The organism is Rhizohabitans arisaemae (assembly GCF_025996515.1).
Taxonomy (GTDB): domain Bacteria; phylum Actinomycetota; class Actinomycetes; order Streptosporangiales; family Streptosporangiaceae; genus Rhizohabitans; species Rhizohabitans arisaemae.
In genome coordinates this window covers 13097-36733 of record NZ_BLRH01000005.1, presented here as the reverse complement: position 1 = coordinate 36733, position 23637 = coordinate 13097, and the positions used below count along the sequence as shown (strand labels likewise).

19 protein-coding genes are annotated in these 23637 nt (G+C 71.5%); 1 reads left to right on the top strand and 18 read right to left on the bottom strand.

Translation table 11 applies throughout. The features are described from left to right. Positions 1–19 precede the first annotated feature (19 nt). The 10 genes from gap to uvrA all read right to left on the bottom strand — a co-directional run bounded on the left by gap (position 20) and on the right by uvrA (position 12988). Entirely contained in the window at positions 20–1024 is a 1005-nt protein-coding gene (gene gap / locus RUR_RS00705) for a type I glyceraldehyde-3-phosphate dehydrogenase (protein WP_283132853.1), read from the bottom strand. A gap of 89 nt (positions 1025–1113) precedes the next feature. Beyond that, positions 1114–2505 carry an MFS transporter gene (locus RUR_RS00700; RefSeq protein ID WP_283132852.1) on the bottom strand — a complete coding sequence of 464 codons (1392 nt, stop codon included), beginning with the start codon at positions 2503–2505 and terminating at the stop codon, positions 1114–1116. Further along, positions 2502–3482 (bottom strand): DNA-binding protein WhiA, encoded by a 981-nt coding sequence (whiA, locus tag RUR_RS00695; RefSeq protein ID WP_283132851.1) that lies wholly within the window; start codon positions 3480–3482, stop codon positions 2502–2504. Before whiA ends, RUR_RS00700 begins: the two co-directional genes overlap by 4 nt. 128 nt (positions 3483–3610) lie before the next feature. After that, complete coding sequence (locus tag RUR_RS00690; protein WP_283132922.1) at positions 3611–4528, bottom strand: gluconeogenesis factor YvcK family protein; 918 nt, start codon at positions 4526–4528, stop codon at positions 3611–3613. An 8-nt stretch (positions 4529–4536) separates the two neighbouring features. Beyond that, on the bottom strand, positions 4537–5412 hold the full coding sequence (rapZ, locus tag RUR_RS00685) for an RNase adapter RapZ (RefSeq protein WP_283132850.1): 876 nt from the start codon (positions 5410–5412) through the stop codon (positions 4537–4539). Continuing rightward, positions 5409–7352, bottom strand: a complete 1944-nt coding sequence (gene uvrC, locus RUR_RS00680; RefSeq protein ID WP_283132849.1) for an excinuclease ABC subunit UvrC — start codon at positions 7350–7352, stop codon at positions 5409–5411. Before uvrC ends, rapZ begins: the two co-directional genes overlap by 4 nt. Before the next feature lie 429 nt (positions 7353–7781). Further along, positions 7782–8267, bottom strand: a complete 486-nt coding sequence (locus RUR_RS00675) for a Rieske (2Fe-2S) protein (RefSeq protein ID WP_283132848.1) — start codon at positions 8265–8267, stop codon at positions 7782–7784. A gap of 125 nt (positions 8268–8392) precedes the next feature. Beyond that, positions 8393–8806, bottom strand: coding sequence for a Rieske (2Fe-2S) protein (locus tag RUR_RS00670; protein ID WP_283132847.1), 414 nt, complete (start codon positions 8804–8806; stop codon positions 8393–8395). Positions 8807–9036: 230 nt separating this feature from the next. Continuing rightward, complete coding sequence (locus RUR_RS00665) at positions 9037–10125, bottom strand: threonine aldolase family protein (protein ID WP_283132846.1); 1089 nt, start codon at positions 10123–10125, stop codon at positions 9037–9039. Positions 10126–10141: 16 nt separating this feature from the next. Then, complete coding sequence (uvrA, locus tag RUR_RS00660; RefSeq protein ID WP_283132845.1) at positions 10142–12988, bottom strand: excinuclease ABC subunit UvrA; 2847 nt, start codon at positions 12986–12988, stop codon at positions 10142–10144. Between the two features lie 862 nt (positions 12989–13850). Between uvrA and RUR_RS00655 the strand changes: the two genes are divergently transcribed. Next, entirely contained in the window at positions 13851–14495 is a 645-nt protein-coding gene (locus RUR_RS00655; protein WP_283132844.1) for an MBL fold metallo-hydrolase, read from the top strand. A 27-nt stretch (positions 14496–14522) separates the two neighbouring features. Here the strand turns inward: RUR_RS00655 and pssA are convergent, their stop codons facing one another. The 8 genes from pssA to steA form a co-directional block, all read right to left on the bottom strand. Then, positions 14523–15515 (bottom strand): CDP-diacylglycerol--serine O-phosphatidyltransferase, encoded by a 993-nt coding sequence (pssA, locus tag RUR_RS00650; RefSeq protein ID WP_283132843.1) that lies wholly within the window; start codon positions 15513–15515, stop codon positions 14523–14525. After that, the gene (locus tag RUR_RS00645) at positions 15502–16137 is read right to left on the bottom strand and encodes a phosphatidylserine decarboxylase (protein WP_283132842.1); all 636 of its coding nucleotides are present in this window, start codon (positions 16135–16137) and stop codon (positions 15502–15504) included. The genes pssA and RUR_RS00645 overlap by 14 nt, the downstream gene beginning before the upstream one ends. Positions 16138–16269: 132 nt before the next feature. Next, the gene (locus RUR_RS00640) at positions 16270–17262 is read right to left on the bottom strand and encodes a TerC family protein (protein ID WP_283132841.1); all 993 of its coding nucleotides are present in this window, start codon (positions 17260–17262) and stop codon (positions 16270–16272) included. Between the two features lie 219 nt (positions 17263–17481). Then, a complete protein-coding gene (locus RUR_RS00635; protein ID WP_283132840.1) occupies positions 17482–18558 on the bottom strand; it encodes a glycosyltransferase in 1077 nt (358 codons plus the stop codon). A gap of 165 nt (positions 18559–18723) precedes the next feature. After that, a complete protein-coding gene (murJ, locus tag RUR_RS00630; protein ID WP_283132839.1) occupies positions 18724–20406 on the bottom strand; it encodes a murein biosynthesis integral membrane protein MurJ in 1683 nt (560 codons plus the stop codon). Beyond that, entirely contained in the window at positions 20381–21439 is a 1059-nt protein-coding gene (locus tag RUR_RS00625; protein ID WP_283132838.1) for a hypothetical protein, read from the bottom strand. The genes murJ and RUR_RS00625 overlap by 26 nt, the downstream gene beginning before the upstream one ends. Next, the gene (locus RUR_RS00620) at positions 21436–22404 is read right to left on the bottom strand and encodes a copper transporter (RefSeq protein ID WP_283132837.1); all 969 of its coding nucleotides are present in this window, start codon (positions 22402–22404) and stop codon (positions 21436–21438) included. The genes RUR_RS00625 and RUR_RS00620 overlap by 4 nt, the downstream gene beginning before the upstream one ends. Then, positions 22401–23606, bottom strand: a complete 1206-nt coding sequence (gene steA, locus RUR_RS00615) for a putative cytokinetic ring protein SteA (RefSeq protein ID WP_428846886.1) — start codon at positions 23604–23606, stop codon at positions 22401–22403. Before steA ends, RUR_RS00620 begins: the two co-directional genes overlap by 4 nt. Positions 23607–23637 lie beyond the last annotated feature (31 nt).

Sequence of the window (23637 nt, the reverse complement as noted above, 5' to 3'; positions counted from 1 at the left end):
CCTTCTCACCCTCCGCGGCTCAGAGGTCGGCGCCGACCAGCTTGATCAGGTCCACGAGACGGTTGGAGTAGCCCCACTCGTTGTCGTACCAGCCGTACACCTTGACCTGGTTGCCGATCACCTTGGTGATCGGGGCGTCGAAGATGCAGGAGGCCGGGTCGGTGACGATGTCGGCCGAGACGATGGGGTCCTCGTTGTAGGTGAGGTAACCGCGCAGCGGGCCTTCGGACGCGGCCTTGAACGCCGCGTTGACCTCGTCCACCGTGGTCTCACGGGAGAGGTCGGCGGTGAGGTCGGTGATCGAGCCGGTGGGCACGGGCACCCGGAGCGAGTAGCCGTCCAGCTTGCCCTTGAGCTCGGGCAGCACCAGCCCGATGGCCTTGGCGGCACCGGTCGAGGTGGGGACGATGTTGAGCGCCGCCGCGCGGGCCCGGCGCAGGTCGGAGTGCGGGGCGTCCTGCAGGTTCTGGTCCTGGGTGTAGGCGTGGATCGTGGTCATCAGGCCGCGCTCGATGCCGAAGGTGTCGTTGAGGACCTTGGCCATCGGCGCCAGGCAGTTGGTGGTGCAGGAGGCGTTGGAGATGATCGTGTGCTTGCCGGGGTCGTAGGCGTCGTGGTTGACGCCCATCACCAGGGTGACGTCCTCGTTCTTGGCGGGCGCGGAGATGATGACCTTCTTGGCGCCGTTCTCGGCGTGCACCCGGGCCTTGTTGGCGTCGGTGAAGAAGCCGGTCGACTCGACGACGACGTCCACGCCCAGGTCACCCCAGGGGAGCTTGGCCGGGTCGCGCTCGGCGAACGCCTTCATCGCCTTGCCGTCGACGGTGATCTCGTCGTCGGTGGCCTTCACCTCACCGGCGAGCCGGCCGAGGATGCTGTCGTACTTGAGCAGCTGCGCGAGCGTCGCGTTGTCGGTGAGGTCGTTGACCGCCACGACCTCGATGTCGGCGCCGCTGGCCTGAACGGCGCGCCAGAAGTTACGGCCGATGCGGCCGAAGCCATTGATGCCTACCCGAATGGTCACGGCTCGGATCTCCTCATGCGTGAAGCGCCGGGGCAACCGGCGGCGGAGCTGGCTGATGCCTCATGGAACCCTATCGGACGCAAATTGGTTTAGACCACTTCACTCCTCCCTCCGATCGTGGCCAGGGAGATCGCCCCCCCGAGGACGAGAAGCCCGGCACAGACGAGGATCGCGACCCGGAAGCCTTGATCGAACACGACCGGATGCTCATAGGCCAGCCCGGCGACCCCGGCCAGCGCGGGGAGCCCGGCCACGGCGAGCAGACCGGCGACCCGCGCCGCCGCGTTGTTGACCCCGCTGGCGATCCCCGCGTAGCGGTCGGGCGCCGCCGCCAGCACCGTCGCGGTGAGCGGGGCCACGGTGGCGGCGAGGCCGAACCCGAAGACCGTCATCGCGGGAAGGACGTGCCCCCAGTAGCCCGCCCCCGGACCGACGCGCAACAGCATCAGGGTACCCGCGGCGCAGACAAGCGGGCCAACGGTCATCTGCAGCCGCGGGCCGATCCGCTGCGACAGCGCCCCCGAGGCCCCCGAGAGCAGCAGCAGGAGCACGGTCGCCGGCAGCATCGCCAGCCCGGCGCGCAGGGCCGAAAAACCCGCCACCACCTGAAGCTCCACCACGAGGAAGAACGAGACACCGCTCAGCGCCCCGTACACGCACAAGGTCGCCAGGTTGGCCCCCGTGAACCTGCGGGAGCGAAAGAGCAGCGGCGGGGTCATCGGCGAAGACGTCCGCCGTTCCCACCGCACGAAGGCGGCGATCGCCGCCAGACCCCCGAAACCGGAGAGCAGTACGGCCGGGGAGCCCCAGCCCGCCTCCGGCGCCTGGATGAGGCAGACGGTCAGCCCGGCCAGCCCCAGCGCCCCCAGCGCCGCCCCGGCGACGTCGAACCTCCCGCCTCCCTCCTCGCTCCGGCTCTCCGGGACGTGCCGGAGCGTGACGGCGACCACGAGCACCGCGAGCGGCAGGTTGATCAGGAACACCCACCGCCAGCTCGCCACGTCGACCAGCCAGCCGCCGAGCAGCGGGCCCGCGACCCCGGCCAGGCCCGAGAAACCCGACCAGATCCCGATCGCCCGGGCCCGTTCCCCCGCCGGAAAGGACGCCTGGATGAGCGCGAGGGAACCCGGGGTGAGCAAGGCTCCGCCGACCCCCTGCAGGGCCCGCGCCAGCGCCAGGACCACGACGTCACCGGCGAGTGCGCAGAGCAGCGAGGCCCCGGCGAACCACACCGTGCCGATCAGGAAGACCAGGCGGCGCCCGTACCGGTCCCCGAGCGCCCCGCCCAGCAGGACCAGCGCGGAGAGCGTGAGCATGTACGCGTTGATCGTCCACTGGAGCCCCGCCATCGGAGCGTTCAGATCCCTGCCCAGATGCGGCAGCGCGACGTTGACGGCGGAACCGTCCAGGAAAACCAGGCCGGAACCGAGGACGGTGGCGAACAGGAGCCATCGCCCCGCCCTCGGGCCGACGACCGTCACTGGGCGAGCATGTCCGCGGTCAGGCTGGCCTCGGTGTTCGGGATGCCGAGCTCGACGGCGCGCTTGTCCGCCATGGCGAGCAACCGCCGGATCCGGCCCGCGATGGCGTCCTTGGTCAGCGGCGGGTCGGCGACCTGCCCCAGCTCCTCCAGCGACGCCTGCTTGTGCTCCAGCCGGAGCCGCCCCGCCACCACCAGGTGCTCCGGCGCGTCCAGCCCGAGGATCTCCAGCGCCCGCTGCACCCGGGCGCCCGCCGCGACCGCGGCCCGGGCCGACCGGCGCAGATTGGCGTCGTCGAAGTTGGCCAGCCGGTTGGCCGTGGCCCGGACCTCCCGCCGCATCCGGCGTTCCTCCCAGGCCAGGACGCTGTCGTGCGCCCCCAGCCGGGTGAGCAGCGCGCTGATCGCGTCGCCGTCCCGGACCACCACCCGGTCGATCCCGCGGACCTCACGCGCCTTGGCGTGGATCTTCAGGCGCCGCGCCGAGCCCACCAGGGCGAGCGCCGCCTCCGGCCCGGGACAGGTCACCTCCAGGGACATGGACCGCCCGGGCTCGGTGAGCGAACCGTGCGCCAGGAACGCCCCCCGCCAGGCCGCCTCGGCGTCGCAGGCCGCCCCGGCGACCACCTGCCGGGGCAGACCCCGGACCGGCCGCCCGTGGTTGTCGATGAGCCCGGTCTGGCGGGCCAGGGCCTCGCCGTCCCGGTAGACCCGCACGATGTACCGGTTGCCCTTGCGGAGTCCGCTCGGCGCGAGCACCACCACATCGGACGAATGGCCGAACACCTCCGCGATGTCCTTGCGCAATCGCGAAGCCGCCACCCTGGTGTCCAGCTCCGCCTCGATCACGATCCGGCCGCCCACCAGGTGCAGGCCGCTCACGAACCGCAGAAGCGTGGACACCTCGGCCTTACGGCAGCACGGCTTCAGGATGGACAAGCGGCTCAGCTCGTCCTTCACCACGCCGGTCATCGCCATTGGACAGATCCTCCCCCTTTACCGGCACCCGGCGGCCGATGTCGCCGGGCTCTCGCACCGCGATCGCCGGGCACCGCGGCCGCCCCCGGGCACAGCTTCTCGCACCCGGGCGCCAGATCGTGCGCTCATCACCGCTGCTCCCGGAAAATCTCGTCCAGGACAACGGCAAGCCGGGGGGCGTCATGCCGCGGTGAACCGTCGGAACTCGCCACGTCGGCGAGGACGAGCCGGGCGCCGAGGGCCTTGGCGGCCCGCTCCAGCGGAATCCGGTCCTCCACCACGCCCCCGTCGGCGAGGACCACGTCCACGGTGAGATCGGGGGCGTGCGCCTGCAACACCTCCAAATGCGCCTGCGGGGAGAATCCGTCGGTCTCCCCCGGCTGCGGCGCGAGGTTCAGCGCCACCAGCCGACGGGCCCGCGTCTCCACCAGCGCCCGCGCCAGCTCGGGCACCATGAGGTGCGGCAGGACGCTGGTGAACCAGGAACCGGGGCCGAAGACCACCCAATCGGCGTCCAGAACGGCTTGCACGGCCTCCGGGGAGGCCGGGGGGTCGGGGGGGATCAGCGAGATGGCCCGGACCCGTCCCGGGGTCAGGGCGCAGGCGACCTGGCCCATCACGGTGGTCACCTCGCCGCCGAGCTCCACCTCCGCCGCCAGGTCCAGCGGCACCGAGGCCATCGGGAGCACCCTGCCGTGCGCGCCGAGGAGCCGCCCCACCCAGTCCAGCCCGGCCACCGGGTCGTCCAGAAGCTCCCACAGCGCCACGATGAGCAGGTTGCCGACCGCGTGCCCGTGCAGCTCGCCCTCGCTCCGGAAGCGGTGCTGGACGACCCTGCTCCAGGTCTGTCCCCAGTCGTCGTCGCCGCAGAGGGCGGCGAGCGCCATCCGCAGGTCGCCGGGGGGCAGCACGCCCAGCTCACGCCGGAGCCGCCCGCTGGAACCCCCGTCGTCGGCGACGGTCACCACGGCGCTGAGACGATCCGTGACCCGGCGCAGCGCGGACAGCGACGCGTAGAGTCCGTGGCCGCCGCCGAGCGCCACCACCTTGACCGTCACTCGCGCCCCACGTCACGGTGGGTGACCTGGACCTCGACTCCCCGATCCCGCAGACGGGCGCCGAGCTGCGCGGCCACCGCCACGCTGCGGTGCCTGCCCCCGGTGCAGCCGACGGCGAGCGTCACGTAGGACTTGCCCTCCCGGCGGTAGCCGGCCTCCACGATCTTCATGACCTCGTCGTAGGAGTCGAGGAACTCCTTCGCCCCCACCTGGGAGAGGACGTAGTCCCGTACCGGCACCTCCAGCCCGGTCATCGGCCGCAGCTCCGGCACCCAGTGCGGATTGGGGATGAACCGGCAGTCCACCACCAGGTCGGCGTCAACCGGCAGGCCGTACTTGAAGCCGAACGAGACCACGGTCACCCGCAGGCTCGAACGCGCCTCCCCGCCGAAGTATCCGACGATCTTCGCGCGGAGCTCGTGCACGTTGAGGTTGCTTGTGTCGATCACCAGGTCGGCGTGGGCCCGGACCTCGCGCAGGATCCCCCGCTCCCGGGCGATCCCGTCCACCAGCCGCCCGTCGCTCTGCAGCGGATGCGGCCGGCGCACGCTCTCGAACCGGCGGACCAGTTCCTCGTCGCTGGCCTCCAGGAACACCACGCGCACGCTGCCGCCGCGCCCCTCCAGCTCCTCGACCGCCGTACGCAGGTCGGTGGTGAAGCCGAGGCTCCGCACGTCGACCACCGCGGCGAGCTTGGTCACCGCGCCGTGGGTGTGCCCGGCCAGGTCGGCCATGGTGGCCAGCAACCCCGGCGGCAGGTTGTCCACGACGAACCAGTCGAGGTCCTCCAGCGACTTGGCCGCCGTGCTGCGGCCCGCCCCCGACATGCCGGTGACGATGACGAACTCCGGAGTTGTGGTCTCGGTACTCACGATCTCTCTCCCCCCAGCGCCGCCACGATGACCTCCGCCGTCGCCCGGCCGATTCCGGGGACCTGAAGGATCTCCGCGATCGTCGCGTTTCGCAGGCGCCGCACCGAACCAAAGTGTTTCAGCAAAGCCTGTTTCCGCGCAGGCCCAAGGCCGGGTACGGAGTCCAGCTCGCTGACCCCAACCGCCTTGGATCGTTTTGCCCGGTGATAGGTGATGGCGAATCGATGTGCTTCGTCCCGGACACGCTGGAGAAGGTACAGAGCCTCACTGGCGCGCGGCAGGATGACCGGATCGGGCTCGGCGGGCAGCCAGACCTCCTCCAGCCGCTTGGCCAGGCCGCAGACGGCCACGTCGTCCACGCCCAGCTCGTCCAGCGCGCGTTGCGCCGCGGCGGCCTGCGCGGGCCCCCCGTCCACCACCAGCAGACCCGGCGGGTAGGCGAACTTCCGCGGCGCCCCCGTGTCCGGGTCGATCGGCATACCCGCCTTCCCCGCGCCGTCGGCCGACTCCTCCGGGGCCGGCTCGGCGCCCAGCTCGCCGGTGGCCGTACGCTCCTCCAGATACCGCTTGAACCGGCGGGACACGACCCCGTGGATCGCGGCGACGTCGTCGACGCCCTCCCGGATCGAGAACCGCCGGTACTCGCCCTTCCTGGCCAGCCCGTCCTCGAACACCACCATCGAGGCCACCACGTCGGTCCCCTGCGTGTGCGAGACGTCGAAGCACTCGATGCGCAGCGGCGCCTGGTCCAGGCCGAGCGCGTCCGCGATCTCCTGCAGCGCCCGGCTGCGCGCGGTCAGGTCGCTCGCCCGCCGCAGCCGGTGCTGGGTCAGCGCCTCCTTGGCGTTGCGCGCCACCGTCTCCATCAGCGACTTCTTGTCGCCCCGCCGGGGCACCCGCACCTCGACCCGCGCCTTGCGGTGCTCGGCCAGCAGCTCGGTCAGCGCATGGACGTCCGGCGGGAGCTCGGGCACCAGGATCTCCCGCGGCACCGCCTCGGCCGGCGCGTCGCCGTACATCTGCAGCAGGAACTGCTCCACCAGCTCCGCCTGGGTGATCTCCTCCACCTTGTCCACGACCCAGCCCCGCTGCCCCCGGATCCGCCCGCCCCGGACGTAGAACACCTGGACGGCCGCCTCCAGCTGGTCCTCCGCCAAGGCGATCATGTCGCAGTCGGTGCTGTCGCCGAGCACCACGGCCTGCTTCTCCAGCGCCCGCTGGAGCGCCTGCAGGTCGTCTCTGAGCCGCGCGGCGCGCTCGTAGTCCTCCACGGCGGCGGCCTCGCGCATCTCGCGCTCCAGCCGCTTGAGGAACCGGCCGGTGTTCCCCGCCATGAAGTCGCAGAAGTCGTCGGCGAGCGCCCGGTGCTCCTCCGGGCTCACCCGCCCCACGCACGGCGCCGAACACTTGCCGATGTAGCCGAGCAGGCACGGCCGGCCGACCTGGTGCGCCCGCTTGAACACCCCCGCCGAGCAGGTCCGCACCGGGAACACCCGCAGCAGCAGGTCGACGGTCTCCCGGATCGCCCAGGCGTGCGAGTACGGCCCGAAGTACCGGGTGCCGCTCCGCCTGGCCCCGCGCATCACCTGGACTCGCGGGAACTCCTCCCCCATCGTCACGGCGAGGTAGGGATAGGACTTGTCATCCCGGTATTTCACGTTGAACCGGGGGTCGAACTCCTTGATCCAGGAGTACTCCAGCTGAAGCGCCTCGACCTCGGTGCCGACCACGGTCCAGTCCACCCGGGCCGCGGTCGTCAGCATCGTCTGCGTCCGGGGGTGCAGCGCCGCGAAGTCGGTGAAGTACGAGTTGAGCCGGGAACGCAGGCTCTTCGCCTTCCCCACGTAGATCACACGGTCGTGCGAATCCCGGAAGCGGTAGACCCCCGGAGAGTCGGGAACCGAGCCGGAGGGGGGTCGGTAAGTCGCCGGATCTGCCACCTCCTCAGCCTAGTGGCTACGGCCTCGGCGTGTTCTCCGCGACCACGGCCGGACCGCCGCCAGGCCGCGACCCCGGTCTCCCGAGAGCGGCCCGGAACACCGGTGCGTGCCTCAGGGCCGGCTCGCCGGACACACCACCGCACCTGTACGGGCGCACGCCTACCGGGCGGGGAAACCGTACCCCGGGCCGCCGTGTACGGGCTCGGCACGACGCTCACGCCGCTCATACCCGGTCGTCGCGGCGTGGCACAGGCCGCGCCGGCGCCTCGGCCCAACGCCGGGGACGTCGGGTGGGGCCGGGCCGCCGACGGTCCGCTCGTCGGCCGACGCGCCGGCCGGCTCCCGGGGGCGGGTGCGGACGGCGGGTACGCGGGGCCGGTGGACGAAGGGATCGCGACGGCGGCCCGGCCGGTCAGGCCGGCGGCCCGGTCAGGCGAGCGCGATCGCGTCGCCGGTGACAGTGATCTTGGCAGGGGGGAGCGGGTCCTTGGCCGGGCCGGCGACCGGAGTACCGTCGGCGATCTTGAACTGGCTCTTGTGGCACGGACAGTGGATCATGCCGTCGGCGATCCGGTCCAAGGCGCACTGCTTGTGGGTGCAGACCGCGGCGAACGCCTTGAACTCCCCCGCGACCGGCTGGGTCACCACCACCTTCTCCGCGGGGAAGATCTTGCCCCCGCCCACCGGGATGTCCGCGGTCTTGGCCAGGGCCGCGGCGTCCGGCGCCGCGGAGGGGTCCGCGGCGACCGGGGCGGAGGCCGAGGAGCCGCCGGTGGAGGCGGCGGGCCCGGGTACGGCCTGGGAGGGCTGCTCGTAGGTGCTGCACCCGGCGAGGACCGCGGTCAGCCCCGCCGCGCCGGCTCCGAACACGACCGTCCTGCGCGTGTGAGCCGCACCGCCGTCAAAGTTCTCCATCAAACTCCACACTCCCCAGCAGTATCCCGGTGTCCCACGGCCTTCACCGGCCGTACCCTCTGATACGGACGAAGCCCGCTTCCGGTTCAGTTCATGAAATATCCGCAAAGGGTGCCTGGGGTAAGTCAGGTCACGATGAGCCCGTCCCCCTCCACCCGCACCGTGAACGAGGCGAGGTTCCCCGACGCCGGGCCCTTGCGCCGCTCACCGGTGTCCGCCGCGAACTCACTCCCGTGACAGGGGCACAGGATCGCGCCGTCCCGGACCCGGTTCACCGCGCACCCCTTGTGCGGGCAGTTGGCGGTGAACGCCTTGAAGACGCCCTGCGTGGGCTGGGTCACGACGACCTTCCACTCGGAGAAGACCTTCCCCCCGCCCACCGGGATGTCGGCGGCCTTGGCGATCTCCTTGCCCTTGATCTCGCCGGGCAGGGTCGCGGGCACGGTCCCGGTCGAGCACGCCGACAGCGCAGCCCCGCACGCGGCGAGCCCCGCGGTGCCGAGAACCCTGCGCCGCGAGGGATTCCCGTCCATCGTCATGAAAACTCCTTCTCTCTGCCGCTCGGGAGCCCGGCGGGTCTCCCGGGGGCACGGACCAGGTACGGCGCGACGGCGCCCGGCCGAATCGGCCGGGCCGTTCGGCTCAGCGTGCCAGACTCGACGTCTGACCGTGATAAGGAACCCGGGCGTACGGCGCTCGCGGCCGGCCCGGCCGCCATCGACCGACTATGTCAGCCTATTTGCCCATACGCCCGGTCCACCCGCACGGGTCAGTTGCCTGCCTGCTCCAGCAGACGCTTCACCAGCACGACCACCTCGTCGTCGGTCAGCGTGGCGGCGCCCTCGTGGATCTCGACCTCCACCGCGGTCAGCCCGGGCGGCTCGGTCTCCGTGAATCGCCCGAAGAGCCAGACCGAGGTCTCCTCGGCAAGCGCCAGATGGGCCCGCTCCAGCGCCGCGGGCTCACCCGGGAGGTACACCCGGAACCCGTTCGTCTGGGGCGGCTCCGGGGCGACCCGGACACCCTCGACCGCGGTGAGCGCGGCGGCGAGGGAGCGCGCCCGCGCCACCCGGGCCGGCATCGCGGGCAGCATGCGGCGAAGGCCGTCCAGCGCCGACAGCGCGTACGGATAGAGGGCGTAGACGCCCGCGCCGTGCCGGTCCAGCCACGGGCCCATCGCCGTGAGCAGGTCCGGCTCCCCGGCGATCGCGCAGCCCGCCAGGCCGCCGATCCCCTTGTAGAAGGAGACGTAGACCGAGTCGGCCAGGTCCGCGATCTCGTGCAGGGGACGCCCGTAGTAGGTCGTGGCCTCCCACATGCGCGCGCCGTCGAAGTGGAGCGGGATCCCCCGGGTGCGGCACCAGGCCGAGATGCCGGTCAGCTCGTCCCAGGTGGGGAGGCGGTACCCGGCTCCCCGGAGCGGCAGCTCCACCGTGACCGCCCCGAGCCGTTCGACCACCCCGTCCAGATCGGCGACCGTGAACGGCCGGGTGTCGCCCAGCCGGACTCCGCGCAGCCCGTGCAGCAGCTCGTAGGCCGACCCCTCGTCGGCGTCGATGTGCGACCTGGGGTGGACGGCCACCAGGCGGGACCCGGACCGATCGCACCAGACCCGCAACGCCGTCTGCTGGGCGATCGTCGCCTTCACCACGAATCTGGCGGCGGGCTTGCCGAGCAGTGCGGCCGTCTCCCGTTCCAGGACGGCGACGGGGCCGCCCTCGCCGTACACGTCCGGCGGCCCGTCCGCCTCCTCCAGTCCGGCGAGCGCGGTGAGCGTCTCGCGCATCGTCCCCGTCTTGTACCAGGACAGGGTCCTGGCGCAGTTCCGCTTGACCGTTGCGGCGTACTCGTCGGTCAAAGTCCGTGTCCTCCGATCAACGCTGATTTGCGAGGATCTTACGGAGGAACAGGCCGGTATGGCTCTCCTCGACCTTGGCGATGTCCTCGGGAGTCCCGGTCGCGACTACGAGACCGCCCCGCGAACCGCCCTCGGGTCCCATATCGACGATCCAGTCCGCGGTCTTGATGACGTCCAGGTTGTGCTCGATGACGATCACCGTGTTCCCGGCGTCGACGAGCCGCCCGAGCACCCCCAGCAGCCTGCGGATGTCCTCGAAGTGCAGGCCCGTGGTGGGCTCGTCCAGGACGTAGACGGTCCGTCCGGTGGATCGCCGCTGGAGCTCGGCGGCGAGCTTGACCCGCTGGGCCTCGCCGCCGGAGAGCGTCGGAGCCGGCTGACCGAGCCGTACGTAGCCAAGACCCACGTCGAAGAGGGTCTGCAGATGCCTGCGGATCGCCGGGATCGCGTCGAAGAAGCCGAGGGCCTCCTCGATCGGCATGTCCAGCACCTCGGAGATCGTCTTCCCCTTGTAGTGGACCTCCAGCGTCTCCCGGTTGTACCGGGCGCCGTGACAGACCTCACAGGGGACGTAGACGTCGGGGAGGAAGTTCATCTCGATCTTGATGGTGCCGTCGCCCGCGCACGCCTCACAGCGCCCGCCCTTGACGTTGAAGCTGAACCTGCCCGGCTGGTACCCGCGGACCTTGGCCTCGGTGGTCTGGGCGAACAGCTTGCGCACATGGTCGAAGACGCCGGTGTAGGTGGCCGGGTTGGAGCGCGGGGTACGGCCGATGGCGGACTGGTCGACGTGCACGACCTTGTCCAGATGGTCCACCCCGTTGATCCGGGAATGCCGCCCGGGCACCGTCCGCGCCCCGTGCAGCTCCTTGGCGAGCGCGGTGTACAGGATGTCGTTCACCAGGGTGGACTTGCCCGAGCCGGAGACACCGGTGACCGCGGTGAAGACCCCGAGCGGAAACTCGACGTCCACGCCCTTGAGGTTGTGCTCCCGGGCGCCCTTGACCACCAGGGACCGGCCCCGCTCCCGCTTGCGCCGCTTGGCCGGGACCGCGATCTCCCGCCGGCCGGACAGGTAGGCGCCGGTCAGCGAGTCCTGGCTGTCCAGCAGCTCCTGCACGGTCCCGGAGACCACGATCTGCCCGCCGTGCTCACCCGCCCCCGGGCCGATGTCCACCACCCAGTCGGCCGCGGCGATGGTGTCCTCGTCGTGCTCCACCACGATGAGCGTGTTCCCGAGGTCGCGGAGCCTGATCAAGGTCTCCAGCAGGCGCATGTTGTCCCGCTGGTGCAGCCCGATGGAGGGCTCGTCCAGCACGTAGAGCACGCCGACCAGCCCCGAGCCGATCTGCGTGGCGAGCCGGATCCGCTGCGCCTCCCCGCCCGCGAGCGTCCCCGCCGCCCGGTCCAGGCTCAAATAGTCGAGACCGACGTCGAGGAGGAAGCCGAGCCGGGCGTTGATCTCCTTGACCACCCGCGCGGCGATCTGGCGGTCCCGATCCGACAGCTGCAGGTCGCCGAGGAAGGACGCGCACTCCCCGATGGACAGCGCGGCCACCTGGGCGATGGACCGGCCGCTCACCGTGACGGCGAGCGAGACCGGCTTGAGCCGGGCCCCGCCGCACTCGGCGCACGGGACCTCCCGCATGAAACCCTCGAACTTCTCCCGGGTCGCGTCGCTCTCGGACTCCGCGTGCCGGCGCTGCACGTAGACGACCGCGCCCTCGAACGTGGTGTAGTACGACCGCTCGCGGCCGTACCGGTTCCGGTACCGGACGTGGACCTGCTCGTCGTGCCCGTGCAGCAGCGCCTTCTGCACCTTCTTGGGGAGCAGCCCGAAGGGGGTGTTCAGCCCGAAGCCGAGCGCGTCCCCGAGCGCCTCGATCAGCCGGAGGAAGTAGTCGCTGACGTGGCCGCCCGCCCACGGGGCGAGCGCGCCCTCGGCGACGGACAGCTCCGGGTCGGGGACGACCAGCTCGGGGTCGACCTCCATCCGGGTGCCGAGCCCGGTGCAGGACGGGCAGGCGCCGAAGGGCGAGTTGAAGGAGAAGGAGCGCGGCTCCAGTTCCTCGAAGGAGAGGTCGTCGTAGGGGCAGTAGAGGTGCTCGGAGTAGAAGCGCTCCCGGTTCGGGTCGCCTTCCGGCAGGTCCACGAAGTCCAGGGTGATCGTCCCGCCGGAGAGCCCGAGCGCGGTCTCCACCGAGTCGGTGAGCCGGCGCCTCGACCCGTCCTTCACCGCGAGCCGGTCGACCACGACCTCGATGTCGTGCTTCTCGTACTTCTTCAGGACCGGCGGCTCCTCCAGCCGGGCCATGACCCCGTCCACCCGGGCCCGGGCGAAGCCCTTGGTCTGCAGCTCGCGGAAGAGCTCGGCGTACTCCCCCTTGCGCCCGCGGACCACCGGCGCGAGCACCTGGAACCGGGTGCCCTCCGGGAGTTCGAGCACCCGGTCGACGATCTGCTCGGGGCTCTGCCGGGCGATCGGGCGGGCGCAGGCGGGACAGTGCGGCTTGCCGATCCGGGCCCAGAGGAGCCGCAGGTAGTCGTAGACCTCGGTGATGGTGCCGACCGTCGAACGGGGGTTGCGGCTGGTCGACTTCTGGTCGATGGAGACCGCCGGGGAGAGCCCCTCGATGAAGTCCACGTCGGGCTTGTCCATCTGACCGAGGAACTGCCGGGCGTAGGCGGAGAGCGACTCCACGTAGCGGCGCTGACCCTCAGCGAAGATCGTGTCGAAGGCCAGGCTCGACTTGCCCGAGCCGGAGAGGCCGGTGAAGACGATCAGAGCGTCCCGCGGAAGGTCCAGCGAGACGTCTTTGAGGTTGTGTTCGCGCGCACCGCGAACGATGAGACGATCAGCCACGGCAGTCTCTCGTGAGTCGAATGGGAGTTCGCCTGCCATGCTAACCGCGGGCTCCGACAACTTTCTCGGAGTCGTCCGAATTTCCAGCGGACCCCGACAGCCGCACCATCCGGCGGGTTATCTGATGAACACCCGTTGACCTGGACTTCTTCCCCCGCAGACCGCGTCTCGGGACCCGATCCCGGAAAATTGAAGATCCTTTTCACGCGTCCGGCCGACCGGACGCCTCCCCGGCCGCCAAACCCCCGATGACCTGGCATTTCACCACTACGCAGGGCAACCGCCGACCGTCCTCGCACGACCCCCGCCCAGCCGAGGGCGATCGGGCACCGCAGATCGAGAAACCCGATCATCAGATCGAGTACTGCAGACCGCCCCCGTACCGGCCCACCGCCCCTCGTCCCCACTTCAACCCCCCAAAAATCCGGACAGACCCCCACAGACGGCCGACAGCAGTACCCCGCTCGATCCAGGACGTGACAATCCCAGACCCCGCCGGTACGGCCTGCGGTCCACCGCGAAACCCTCCAAACCGACCGGCGAAGCAGGCACGGCCCCAGGCGGCCCCGGCACAGCCCGTACCCCAACACTCAGATGATCCTTGCGCTCTGCGCACCCCCCGGGGAACGCACACCACAACGATCACCCAGACAACCCACGGGCCACAGCCGCCCGGCACCGGGAACACCGCCAAGCCCGACCCGGCGCAGCCCGTACCCCCACCAGCAGATGATCGTTGCGCTGTGCGAACCCGCACCGGTGCGCGCAGCGCAACGATCACGTGCGGGTACGGCCGGTACGGCGGGCGACGGCTACGGTGATACCAGTGATGCCCCAGAGACGGCGTGACCCAGGAGGAAATATGGCTTATTCCGGAAATGTGACCGTGGGCGGTCCGCCCGACGTGCGCGAACTGCCCGGGCTCACCGTCAGCAAGGTGGCCGTCGGCCCGTTCGACAACAACGCCTACTTCCTCACCTGCCGGGCGACCGGGGAGACCCTCCTGATCGACGCGGCCAACGAGGCCGGGCGGCTGCTCGCGCTGGGCACGCCATCGAAGATCGTCACCACCCACGCCCACCAGGATCACTGGATGGCGTTGGAGGAGGTCGTCGCCGCCACCGGCGCCCGCACGATCGCCCACCCCCGGGACGCCGAGGCCCTCCCGGTCCCGGTCACCGACCCCGTCGAGCACGGCGACACGGTGACCGTGGGCGAGACGACGCTGGAGGTCGTCCACCTGCGCGGGCACACCCCGGGTTCCGTCGCCCTGCTCCTGCGGTCCCCCGAGGGGCCGCACCTGTTCACCGGTGACTCCCTCTTCCCGGGCGGGGTCGGCAACACCCAGGGTGACGCGGCCAGGTTCACCAGCCTCTTCACCGACGTGGTGGAGCGGATCTTCGACCGGCTGCCCGACGAGACCTGGGTCTACCCGGGGCACGGAAAGGACACCACCCTCGGCGCCGAGCGCCCGTCGCTGCCCGAATGGGAGCAACGCGGCTGGTAGACCCGGCGCCGGGGCGGCGTGGGGAGATCAGCCGTTGCGGCGCCGGGGCCGTACCCGGGAGAGCATGCTGCGCCGCATGCGCGGGGCGGCCTGCACGGTCCGGCGGCCGACCCGGGTGGCCAGGGCGCGGCGCCACCGGTGGGTCCGTCCCGAGGGTGCCTCGACTCCGGCGGGCACCCCGTTCACCGGTCCGTCCACGTCCCCGACGGCGAACTCCTGGCGCTCGTTGCGCCGCCGCTCCCGGCGGAACATCACCGCGCGGAGCGGGATCACCGTCACCAGGGCGATCTGCAGGCTCGCGCCCACCTTGATGAGCTGGTCGCCGCCCGCGAGGTTGGCCGCCCAAATCACCAGGCAGGCCACGTTCACCATGATCCAGGCCAGGACGATCGCCGCGAGGTTCCCCTTCGGCTTGGGGTACTCGATCCGGCTGACCATCAGCCACGCCACCAGGAAGATCCCGGTGATCGTCAGGTAGGAGGGCTCGGCGAGCAGCACGATGGCGACGACGGTCATCGCACCCATGGGGATGGGGAGCCCCATGAAGTCGCCGCTCTTCGTCTTGACGCAGGCGAAACGCGCCAGCCGGACGACCCCGGCGAGCAGCACGGCGCCCGCGGCGGTGACGGCGACGGTGATGGGCAGTTTGTTGGAGAACCCCGCCCAGGCGACGACCATGAACGCGGGGGCGAAACCGAAGCTGATCACGTCGGCCAGGTTGTCGAGCTCGGCGCCCATCGCCGAGGCCCGGAACCGCCGTGCCACCAGGCCGTCGAAGAGGTCGCAGGTGGCGCCGATGAGCAGCAGGACCACGGCGGTGGCGAAGTAGCGCGGGTCCACCACGAGGTCTCCGCCCTCGCGGAGCTGGTTGATGGCGGAGGCCGCCATCACGCAGACCGCGAGGAAGCCGGAGACGGCGTTGCCGAGGGAGAGCGCGTCGGCTCCGGAGAGCCGGAACGCCTTGCCGACCGGGCCCCTCAGCTCCTCGCCCTGGTCCGGGGCCGCCTCAGCCGCGGTCAAGGCGGGTCTGCCCGGCTATGGTCCGCTGCCCGACCGTCACCGCGGGGGCGATGCCGTCCGGGAGATAGACGTCCACGCGGGAGCCGAACCGGATCAGGCCGATCCGCTCGCCCCGCCGTACCTTCGTGCCGGCGGTGAGGTACGGCACGATGCGCCGGGCGACCGCACCGGCGATCTGCACGAGCTCGATGTCGCCGAGTTCGGTCGCCAGGTGCCAGACGACCCGCTCGTTGCGCTCGCTGTCCTTGTTGAACGCGGGCAGGTAGCCACCGGAGACGTGCTCGATCGAGGTGACGGTCCCGCTCAGGGGCGCCCGGTTGACGTGGACGTTGAGGGGGCTCATGAAGATGGCCACCCGGGTGCGCCCGTCCGCCCGGGAGTCGATGCTCTGCACCACACCGTCGGCGGGTGAGAGCAGCCGGCCTTCCCCGGGGGTCCGCTCAGGGTCGCGGAAGAACCACAACATTCCCCCCGTCAGTGCGACCAGGGGTACGGCGACCGCCGCCCACCTCCGGGAACGTCGCGCTTTGGCCGTGGCGATCGCGGCGGCCGCGACCACCGGCAGCAACCAGGGCGACGTGCCTTTTGCCAGCTTTATGGGAGGTTGTGAATCATTCGACACGGAGAACCTTTTGTTGTTCTTAGCCGCAATGGGCCTGTATGCGCTTGCCTGTCTGATCAAGGATCGTACAGACCCGGCAGCGTTGGTACGAGAACAACGAACTAAGGAAACCGCGTCGTCTCCCGGATTTCGTCAGCCTCGCTTGGAGGTGATCGAGGCGGCTTCCGACGCCGCCGCCTTGTTGTCCCGCCGCAGCTTGATGAGGCTGGCCACGGTCGTGACCACCATCGTGAGACCGATCACCGACAGAGACACCCAGATGGAGATCTCCGGAGCCCAGTGCACCCCACTGGTGTGCAAGGCCTCCAAAATCAGCTTAACCCCAATGAAACCCAAAATGAACGCAAGGCCGTAGCTGAGGTAGGTCAGGCGCTCCAAAAGCCCGCCGAGCAGGAAGTACAGCTGCCGCAACCCCATAAGGGCGAAGGCGTTCGCCGTGAAGACGATGAAGGGGTCGGTGGTGAGCCCGAAAATCGCGGGGATCGAGTCGATGGCGAAAAGCAGGTCGGTGGTCCCGATCGCGATCATGACGATGAGCATCGGGGTGACCAGACGCTTGCCGTCGATCTTCACGAAGATCTTCGCGCCGTGGTAGTCGGGGGTGCTGGGGAGGGCGCGACGGGCGAAACGCAGGATCGCGTTCTCCGGGACGTCGTCCTCCTTGTTGTGGCTCAGGATCATCTGCACGGCGGTGTAGATGAGGAAGATCCCGAAGATGTAGAAGAGCCAGCTGAACCGGGCGATCGCGGCGGCGCCGACGGCGATGAAGGCCCCTCGCATGACCAGCGCGATCAGGATGCCGATGAGCAGCACCTTGTGCTGATGGGCCCGTGGCACCGCGAACCTGGTCATGATGATGTAGAAGACGAACAGGTTGTCGACGCTGAGACTGTATTCCGTCAGGTACCCGGCGAAGAACTTCGCCGAGACGTCGCCTCCGCCGGCTATCAGGAGCCCGATGCCGAAGAGCACGGCGAGGGTGACGTAGAACGAAACCCAGAAACCCGCCTGACGCATCGTGAACTCGCGGGGTTCACCGCGGTCGACGATCCACAGGTCGAAGGCGAGAACGACGATCAACCCGATGATGACGGCCGCCCACACCCAGGGCGCTACATCCAGCATCGACAAACCTCCGGCCTATTTCGAATGAAGCCGGAGGTCTCTCCCGCCCGGACGACTCCGGACCGACAGCGCCGGATCCGGTCTCACTGAGATCGTGAGGCCCGAGATCGTGATGACGACGCTGCCGCGAAGGGATACTCCCCTCCCCGACGAACGGAGTATACAGAGATACGGTTACGTGCGCCGGTACCGATCTTGCAACCGCGCGGGAGACCTTGCTCACCCTCCGACGTCGGCGAACCCGTAGGCCCGTCCGGCCGCGTCCAGCGCCTCCGGCCGCCCCGGAAGCGCCGCCCCGCGCCGCGCGGCGGCCGCCGCCAGGCGGTCGCGGAGGGCCGGATCGGCCGCGAACCGGCCGACCGCCTCCGCCAGGGCGGCCGGGTCGCCCGGCGGCACCAGCAGCGCCGCGTCGCCCACCAGGTCCGGAACACCCCCCACCCGGGTCGCCACCACGGGCACGCCCGCCCGCAACGCCTCCTGGACGCTCAGCGGCTGCCCCTCCCACAGGCTCGGCACGACCAGGCCGTCGGCCGCCGCCAGCAGGTCGGCCATGTCGTGGCGCTCGCCCAGGAACCGGACCGGGAGCCCCTCCGCCTCGGCCCGCCGCCGCAGCGTCCCCTCCAGCGGTCCGCCCCCCGCGACGACGATCGACGCGCCCCGGATCCGGGCCGCCGCGTCGAGCAGGACGTCCAGCCCCTTCTGCTGGGCCAGCCTCGCCACGACCAGCAGGAGCGGCCGATCCGCCGGGCCGAGCTCGGCGCGGACCTCCGCCGGCTTCCGCGACGCCGCGCCGAGCGGCGGCGCCGGGACGATCGCGGCCTCCACCACCCGAGCGCCGCAGGCCCGCATCCGCTCCCCCAGATCCGGCGAGACGACGAGCACCCGCGCGGCCCGGGCCGCGACGATCCGCTCCAGCACCCGGTAGACGGCCCCCACCGCCCCCCCGGCCGTCGAGGCGTTGTGCAGGGTCACCACCAGGGCCGGGCCGCGCACCCCGATGAGGGCGAGTCCGGCCAGGGCCCCGGCCCGCAGACCGTGGGCGTGTACGGCGTGCGCGTGCCGCAGCACCGTGCGCAGCCGCAGGACCGCCCGCGCGTCCGCGGCCGGACGCGGCCGATCGGAGATCTCGACCTCGGCGAAGCGGGCTCCGCCGGCGGTGAACCCGAACCGCTCCTCGGTCGACGCCGGACCCGCAACGACCACGTCGGCCCCGCGCCCGGCCATCCCCTCGGCGAGCATCCGGACATGCCGCCCGACCCCGCCCGCGCTGGTCCCGAGCACCAATGCCAGTCTCATCGCCCCACACCCTCCTCCGACGTCGGCGTCCCGCACCCCGCGAAGGCACGGCCGCCTGCTAACGACATCCCGTCAATCCCGATCATTCAGACCCGGCCCCGTCGCCAGGCGCCGGCCCGCCGGCGACCGTCCGAACGCGGCCCGCACGGGGATCGGGGGTTCGGTTCACCGGGTTCCTCCGGCGAATCGCCGGAGCAGTGCGCGGAGGTCGCGGGGGTCGACGAGGTACGCCACCGCCACGAAGGCCGCGCCGGAGACCAGGGCCGCCCCTGCGGCGGCGAAGACCGAGGTCACCGGACCGGCCCCGGCGAACAGCCCGGCCACGGCGTAGCCCGTACCGAACGCGGCGGATCCGCCGAGCACGGCGGCGAGGCCGGCGCGGGCGAGCCCGGCGAGCGCCGGGCGACCGCAGGCCCGGGCGACGGAGACCAGGAGCAGCCCGCCTCCGACGGTCATGCCGGCCGTCATCCCGAGCGCGAGACCGCCGACCGTCCATTCCCGCGGCAGGGTGAGGGTGAGCGCGGTCTGCACGGCGATCACCGCGCACCAGCCGGCCACGGTTCCGACGGCGGCGGTACGGCCCCGCCCCCGGGCGTACAGCACCCGCCCGAGATGTGTGACGAGCCCGTACCCGACCAGCCCGGGTGCGAAGAGGGCGACGGCCGCGGCGAAGTTCCCCGGGTCGACCTGGCTGTGGGTTCCGTCGAGGAACACCCGTGCCACCGGGGCCGACACGGCGGCGAGGATCCCGGCCGCGGCGGCCGAGACGAGGACGACGGCGCGGGTGGCGGACGCCGTCAGCGTGGCGAAACCGTCCTCCTCACCTGCCGAGGCGCGGGCCGAGAGCACCGGGAAGGCGCTGGTCGCGATCGGGACGGCGAGGACGGCGTAGGGCACCATGAAGATCGCCCACGCATAGTTGTAGGCGGTGAGCGCCCCCGCGCCGCCTTCGGCGTTGGCCAGCCGGACCACCACGACCGTCGACACCTGCTGGGCGAGGAGCGCGGCGAGCCCGGCGAGCGCGAGACGCCGTACCCGGGTGCCGACCCCCGGGGGAAAGGCGAGCGCCGGGCGGATCCGCGGACGGAGCCCGGCCGTCGCCGGCAGGACGGTGAGCACGAGCGCGGCGACCCCCAGGGTGGTGCCGACGGAGAGTGCCAGCTCGGCCGGCCGGGGTACCCCGGCCGGGTCGTCCACCCCCCCGCTCAGCGGGACGAAGACCACATACGCCGCCATCACCACAAGGCTGGAGACGAGGGGGGCGAGGGCGGGTCCCGCGAACCGGCGGTGGGCCTGCAGCACCCCGTAGAGCACCACGGCGAGGCCGTAGAGCGGGATCTGCGGGGCGAAGACCACCAGCATCCGGGCCGTGACCTCGACCGTCGCCGCGGGGTCGCACCCCGGCGGGCTACCGACGAGGAAGGACGCGATCGGGCTCGCAAACACGATCACCAGCAGGGTGAACGGCACCAGCAGGAGCAGGACCCAGGTGAGCAGGGCCGAGGTGACCCGGTCCACCTCGGTGCGGGCGTCCGCCTCGCCGGGCGACCGGGAGGCGGCGGACGCGAGCACCGGCACCACGGCCCCGGCCAGCGCACCCCCGGCCACCACCTCGAAGACGATGTTGGGCACCTGGTTGGCGGTGAAGTAGGCCGTGGACAGGCAGCCGGTCTCCACCGTCCGCGCGAAAACCAGATAGCGGCCGAACCCGGCGGCTCGCGCCAGAATCGTGACGAGGCCGATGAGGACGGCCGCTCCGGCTACCCCTCTGCCCAGACGTTCCCAGCGTGCCGGGTGCGTCCTTCCGCCGGGCGGGGACGGTTCACGCGGGTGAGACGTCGGGCTCACGGATCTCCGGGAGGGGAGAGATCACCGTGCTCGGTACGGCGGTGGCGGCCACCGGACCCCGGATCGCGGCGGACCCGGGTTCGGCCGACGCGGCCGGCTCCACCGGGGGCGAGGCCTGCGCCCGGGTGTCCTCCGGCGCGGCGGGGGCCGGGTCGGTCGGTACGGCCGGGGCGCTCGCGGGGGCACGCCGGCCGAGCATGTCGATCCGGTTCAGCACCGGATTGGCGGCGATGACCTTCGTGAAGCTCACCTTCTCGCTCGCCGCGGTGAGCCCGGCCACCACGGCGAGCGTGGCGATCCGGCCCTTGGCGCCGAGCCTGGTGACGGCCGCCAGCCCGAGGAGCGCGCCGAGCGCGTTGGCCCCGCCGTCGCCGAGCATCGCCCGCTCACCGAGGTCCTCGGGGAGCAGCGCGGCCGCGGCGCCGAGCGGGATCGCGGTCAGCGCCGCCGTCCGGGGGTCGCGCAGGCTCGCCGCGAGCAGGGGCGCCCCGGCGAGCAGGCCCACCTTGATGGCGCGCCCCGGACGCAGGTCGAAGAGGTTGGCGAGGTTGGCGCTCCCGGCGATGAGCGCCCCGCTGACGAGGGTGTCGGCGGCCTTGGCGACGGGCCCGCCGCCGGTCCGTCCGCCCGCCAGCGCCGCGGCGGCGACCCCGGTGGCGCCGATTCCGACGATCTTGACGGCTCCGCTGGTCACCTCACCGCGGGCGAGCGCCGACAGATGGCCGCGAAAGCCCCGGGAGGAGCCCGAGCCCGCGAGGTCGTCGTAGACCCCGAGCGCACCCCCGCCGAGACCGGCCAGGACCGCGCCCGTCCGGATCCGCGCGGGCAGACCCGGCATCGCCGCGGCCGCCGTACACGCCCCCACGACGAAGGCCGGGCCCTCCAGCAGGGTCACCGGCTCCTTGCGGTGGTTCATCCGGTCCCAGTCCCCGAACCGCGGAGGTTTGCGCGTCAGCGCCGCGTAGGCCGTACGGGCTGCGACGGCGCCGAGGGCGGCGCCCGCCAGGGCGCCGAGGAGAGCTCTCACGATCATCCTCCGGAATCGGGGGTCGGGGTGGCTGCGGGAGCGGGGGCGGGCGCGAAGGCCGTCGTCCCGTCACCGAGCCCGTAGTGGCCGGTGACTCCCTCGATCTGGTCGTGCAGGGCGAAGTCCATGGCGAGCTGCCCCGAGGCCATGTCGATGTTGTCCACGGTGGAGACGGCGGACTTGGCCTCCGCGTCCCGCAGGAGGGCGATCGGCCCGCCCTCCGCCGCGGCGGCCTGCTGGCCGACGAGCACCGCGCCGCGGCTCGCCGTGTCCAGCCCCACGGCGAGGGAGACGACCGCCGCGGTCTGCTCGGCGGCGGTCTCGCCCTCGTAGGGGAGCGCGGAGGCGACGACCACGGCGAGGGTGGCCCGCTGCTCCCGGTTCTCGCCGAGGGTCAGCCAGCCCGCCTCCTCGAAGGTGGCCAGGATCGTCTTGCTCGGCGGCGTCTCCTTCCCCTCCGGCAGGACCGTGGGGAGCATGAGCGCGCCGGCGAGGACGGTCGCGGCCTTGTCGTAGGGGGTGGCGGCCGGGGGGAACGTCATGGACGAGGGCCGGAGCCGGGTGCTCATCTCGTCGACGACACCGGCGTCGGCCTTGGTCAGGAACTTCTCCGTGAAGCTCACCCGGCCCACCACCGTGCCGCCCGCGGCCTCGATGGCCGCCCCGATCGACTCCCGCTGGGCCGAACCGGCGCCGGGGGCCTCCACGAGGAGGACCCGCTGGCCGGTGAGCTTCTCCTTCACCAGCGGCCCCATCGCGCTCTGGATGAAGGTCTGGGCGCCCTGGGACTGCGCCTCCAGCCCGCGAACCTGCTCCCTCAGCTCCTCGTTGGTCTGGGAGAGCTGGTTGCTGGTCGCCTCGGCCGACCGGATGAGCGGGTCCTCCAGCACCGTGCTGCCGAGCACGATGCCCAGGGTCAGCGCGAGGAAGATCGCGATGATGGAGACGAGGTGATAGCGGAAGTCAATCACGAGAAGAGTCCGACCAGCCAGAAGACGAAGCCGTTCCAGGTGTCCTTGAGCCCGTCCAGCCAGACCGAGCCGACGGGGGACACCGAGAAGACGGCGAGGACGACGCCGAAGGTGAGCAAGGTGCTGGCGACCAGCAGCAGCAGCGAGGAGGTGGAGATCCGGCTCCGGTAGAGGAGACTTACCCCCTTCGCGTCGACCAGCTTGCTCCCCAGGCGCAACCGGGTGAGAAACGTGCTGGACATCCCGGAGCGGCCCTTGTCCAGGAATTCCAGCAGGGTGTTGTGGGTGCCGACGGCGACGATCAGGCTCGCCCCCTTGTCGTCGGCGAGCAGCATCGCGATGTCCTCGCTGGTCCCGGCGGCGGGGAAGACCACCGCCTCCCGCCCGAGCGCGTGCACCCGCTCCAGTCCGGGGGCCCGGCCGTCCCGGTAGGCGTGCACGACCAGCTCCGCGCCGCAGGTCAGCGCCCTGGTGGAGACCGAGTCGAAGTCGCCGACGATGACGTCGGGGAGGTAGCCCGCCTCCAGGAGGGCGTCGGCACCCCCGTCGACCCCGAGCAGGATCGGGCGGTACTCCCGGATGTAGGGCCGGAGGGTGGCGAGGTCCTCCCGGTAGTGGTAGCCGCGGACCACGATGAGGACGTGCCGTCCCTCCATCGTCGTCCTGATGTCGGGGACGCCGACCCCGTCGATGAGCAGCTCCCGCTCCCTGCGGACATACTCCATGGTGTTCGCGGCGAACGCGTCGATCTGGATGGAGAGGCCGGCCTTGGCCTCCTCGACCGCGGCCTCGATCATCTCGGCGCTCTGCACGACGCCCTTGCCCACGATCTCCTCGCCCAGGTACAGCGCCCCGTCGTGGAGGCGCACCTCCTGGCCTTCGCGCACCCGTTCGAAGACCTCGCCGGAGACGTCGTCGATCAGCGGGATCCCCGCCTCGACGAGAATCTGGGGGCCGAGGTTGGGATAGCGTCCGCTGATGCTGGCCGCGACGTTCAGCACCGCCGCCGGGGCACACGCGACGAGAGCCTCCGCGCTGACCCGGTCCACGTCCACGTGGTCGATGACCGCGATCTCGCCGGAGCGCAAGCGTTTGGTCAGCCGCTTCGTCCGTCGGTCGAGTCTCACCACACCCGTGACACCGGGCAGATCAGGCGTCTTGCCCCGGCGGAGGCCCGGAACCTTCATGGCTGGGACCTTCATCGACGTCCATCCTGCCAGAGGTCGGCACCTG

Coding starts and splice junctions, on each gene's coding strand:
- whiA (WP_283132851.1), bottom strand. CDS start 3,482: ATGGCGATGACCGGCGTGGTGAAGGACGAGCTGAGCCGCTTGTCCATC.
- RUR_RS00675 (WP_283132848.1), bottom strand. CDS start 8,267: ATGGAGAACTTTGACGGCGGTGCGGCTCACACGCGCAGGACGGTCGTG.
- RUR_RS00670 (WP_283132847.1), bottom strand. CDS start 8,806: ATGACGATGGACGGGAATCCCTCGCGGCGCAGGGTTCTCGGCACCGCG.
- RUR_RS00655 (WP_283132844.1), top strand. CDS start 13,851: ATGGCTTATTCCGGAAATGTGACCGTGGGCGGTCCGCCCGACGTGCGC.
- RUR_RS00640 (WP_283132841.1), bottom strand. CDS start 17,262: ATGCTGGATGTAGCGCCCTGGGTGTGGGCGGCCGTCATCATCGGGTTG.
- RUR_RS00635 (WP_283132840.1), bottom strand. CDS start 18,558: ATGAGACTGGCATTGGTGCTCGGGACCAGCGCGGGCGGGGTCGGGCGG.
- RUR_RS00625 (WP_283132838.1), bottom strand. CDS start 21,439: ATGATCGTGAGAGCTCTCCTCGGCGCCCTGGCGGGCGCCGCCCTCGGC.
- steA (WP_428846886.1), bottom strand. CDS start 23,606: ATGAAGGTCCCAGCCATGAAGGTTCCGGGCCTCCGCCGGGGCAAGACG.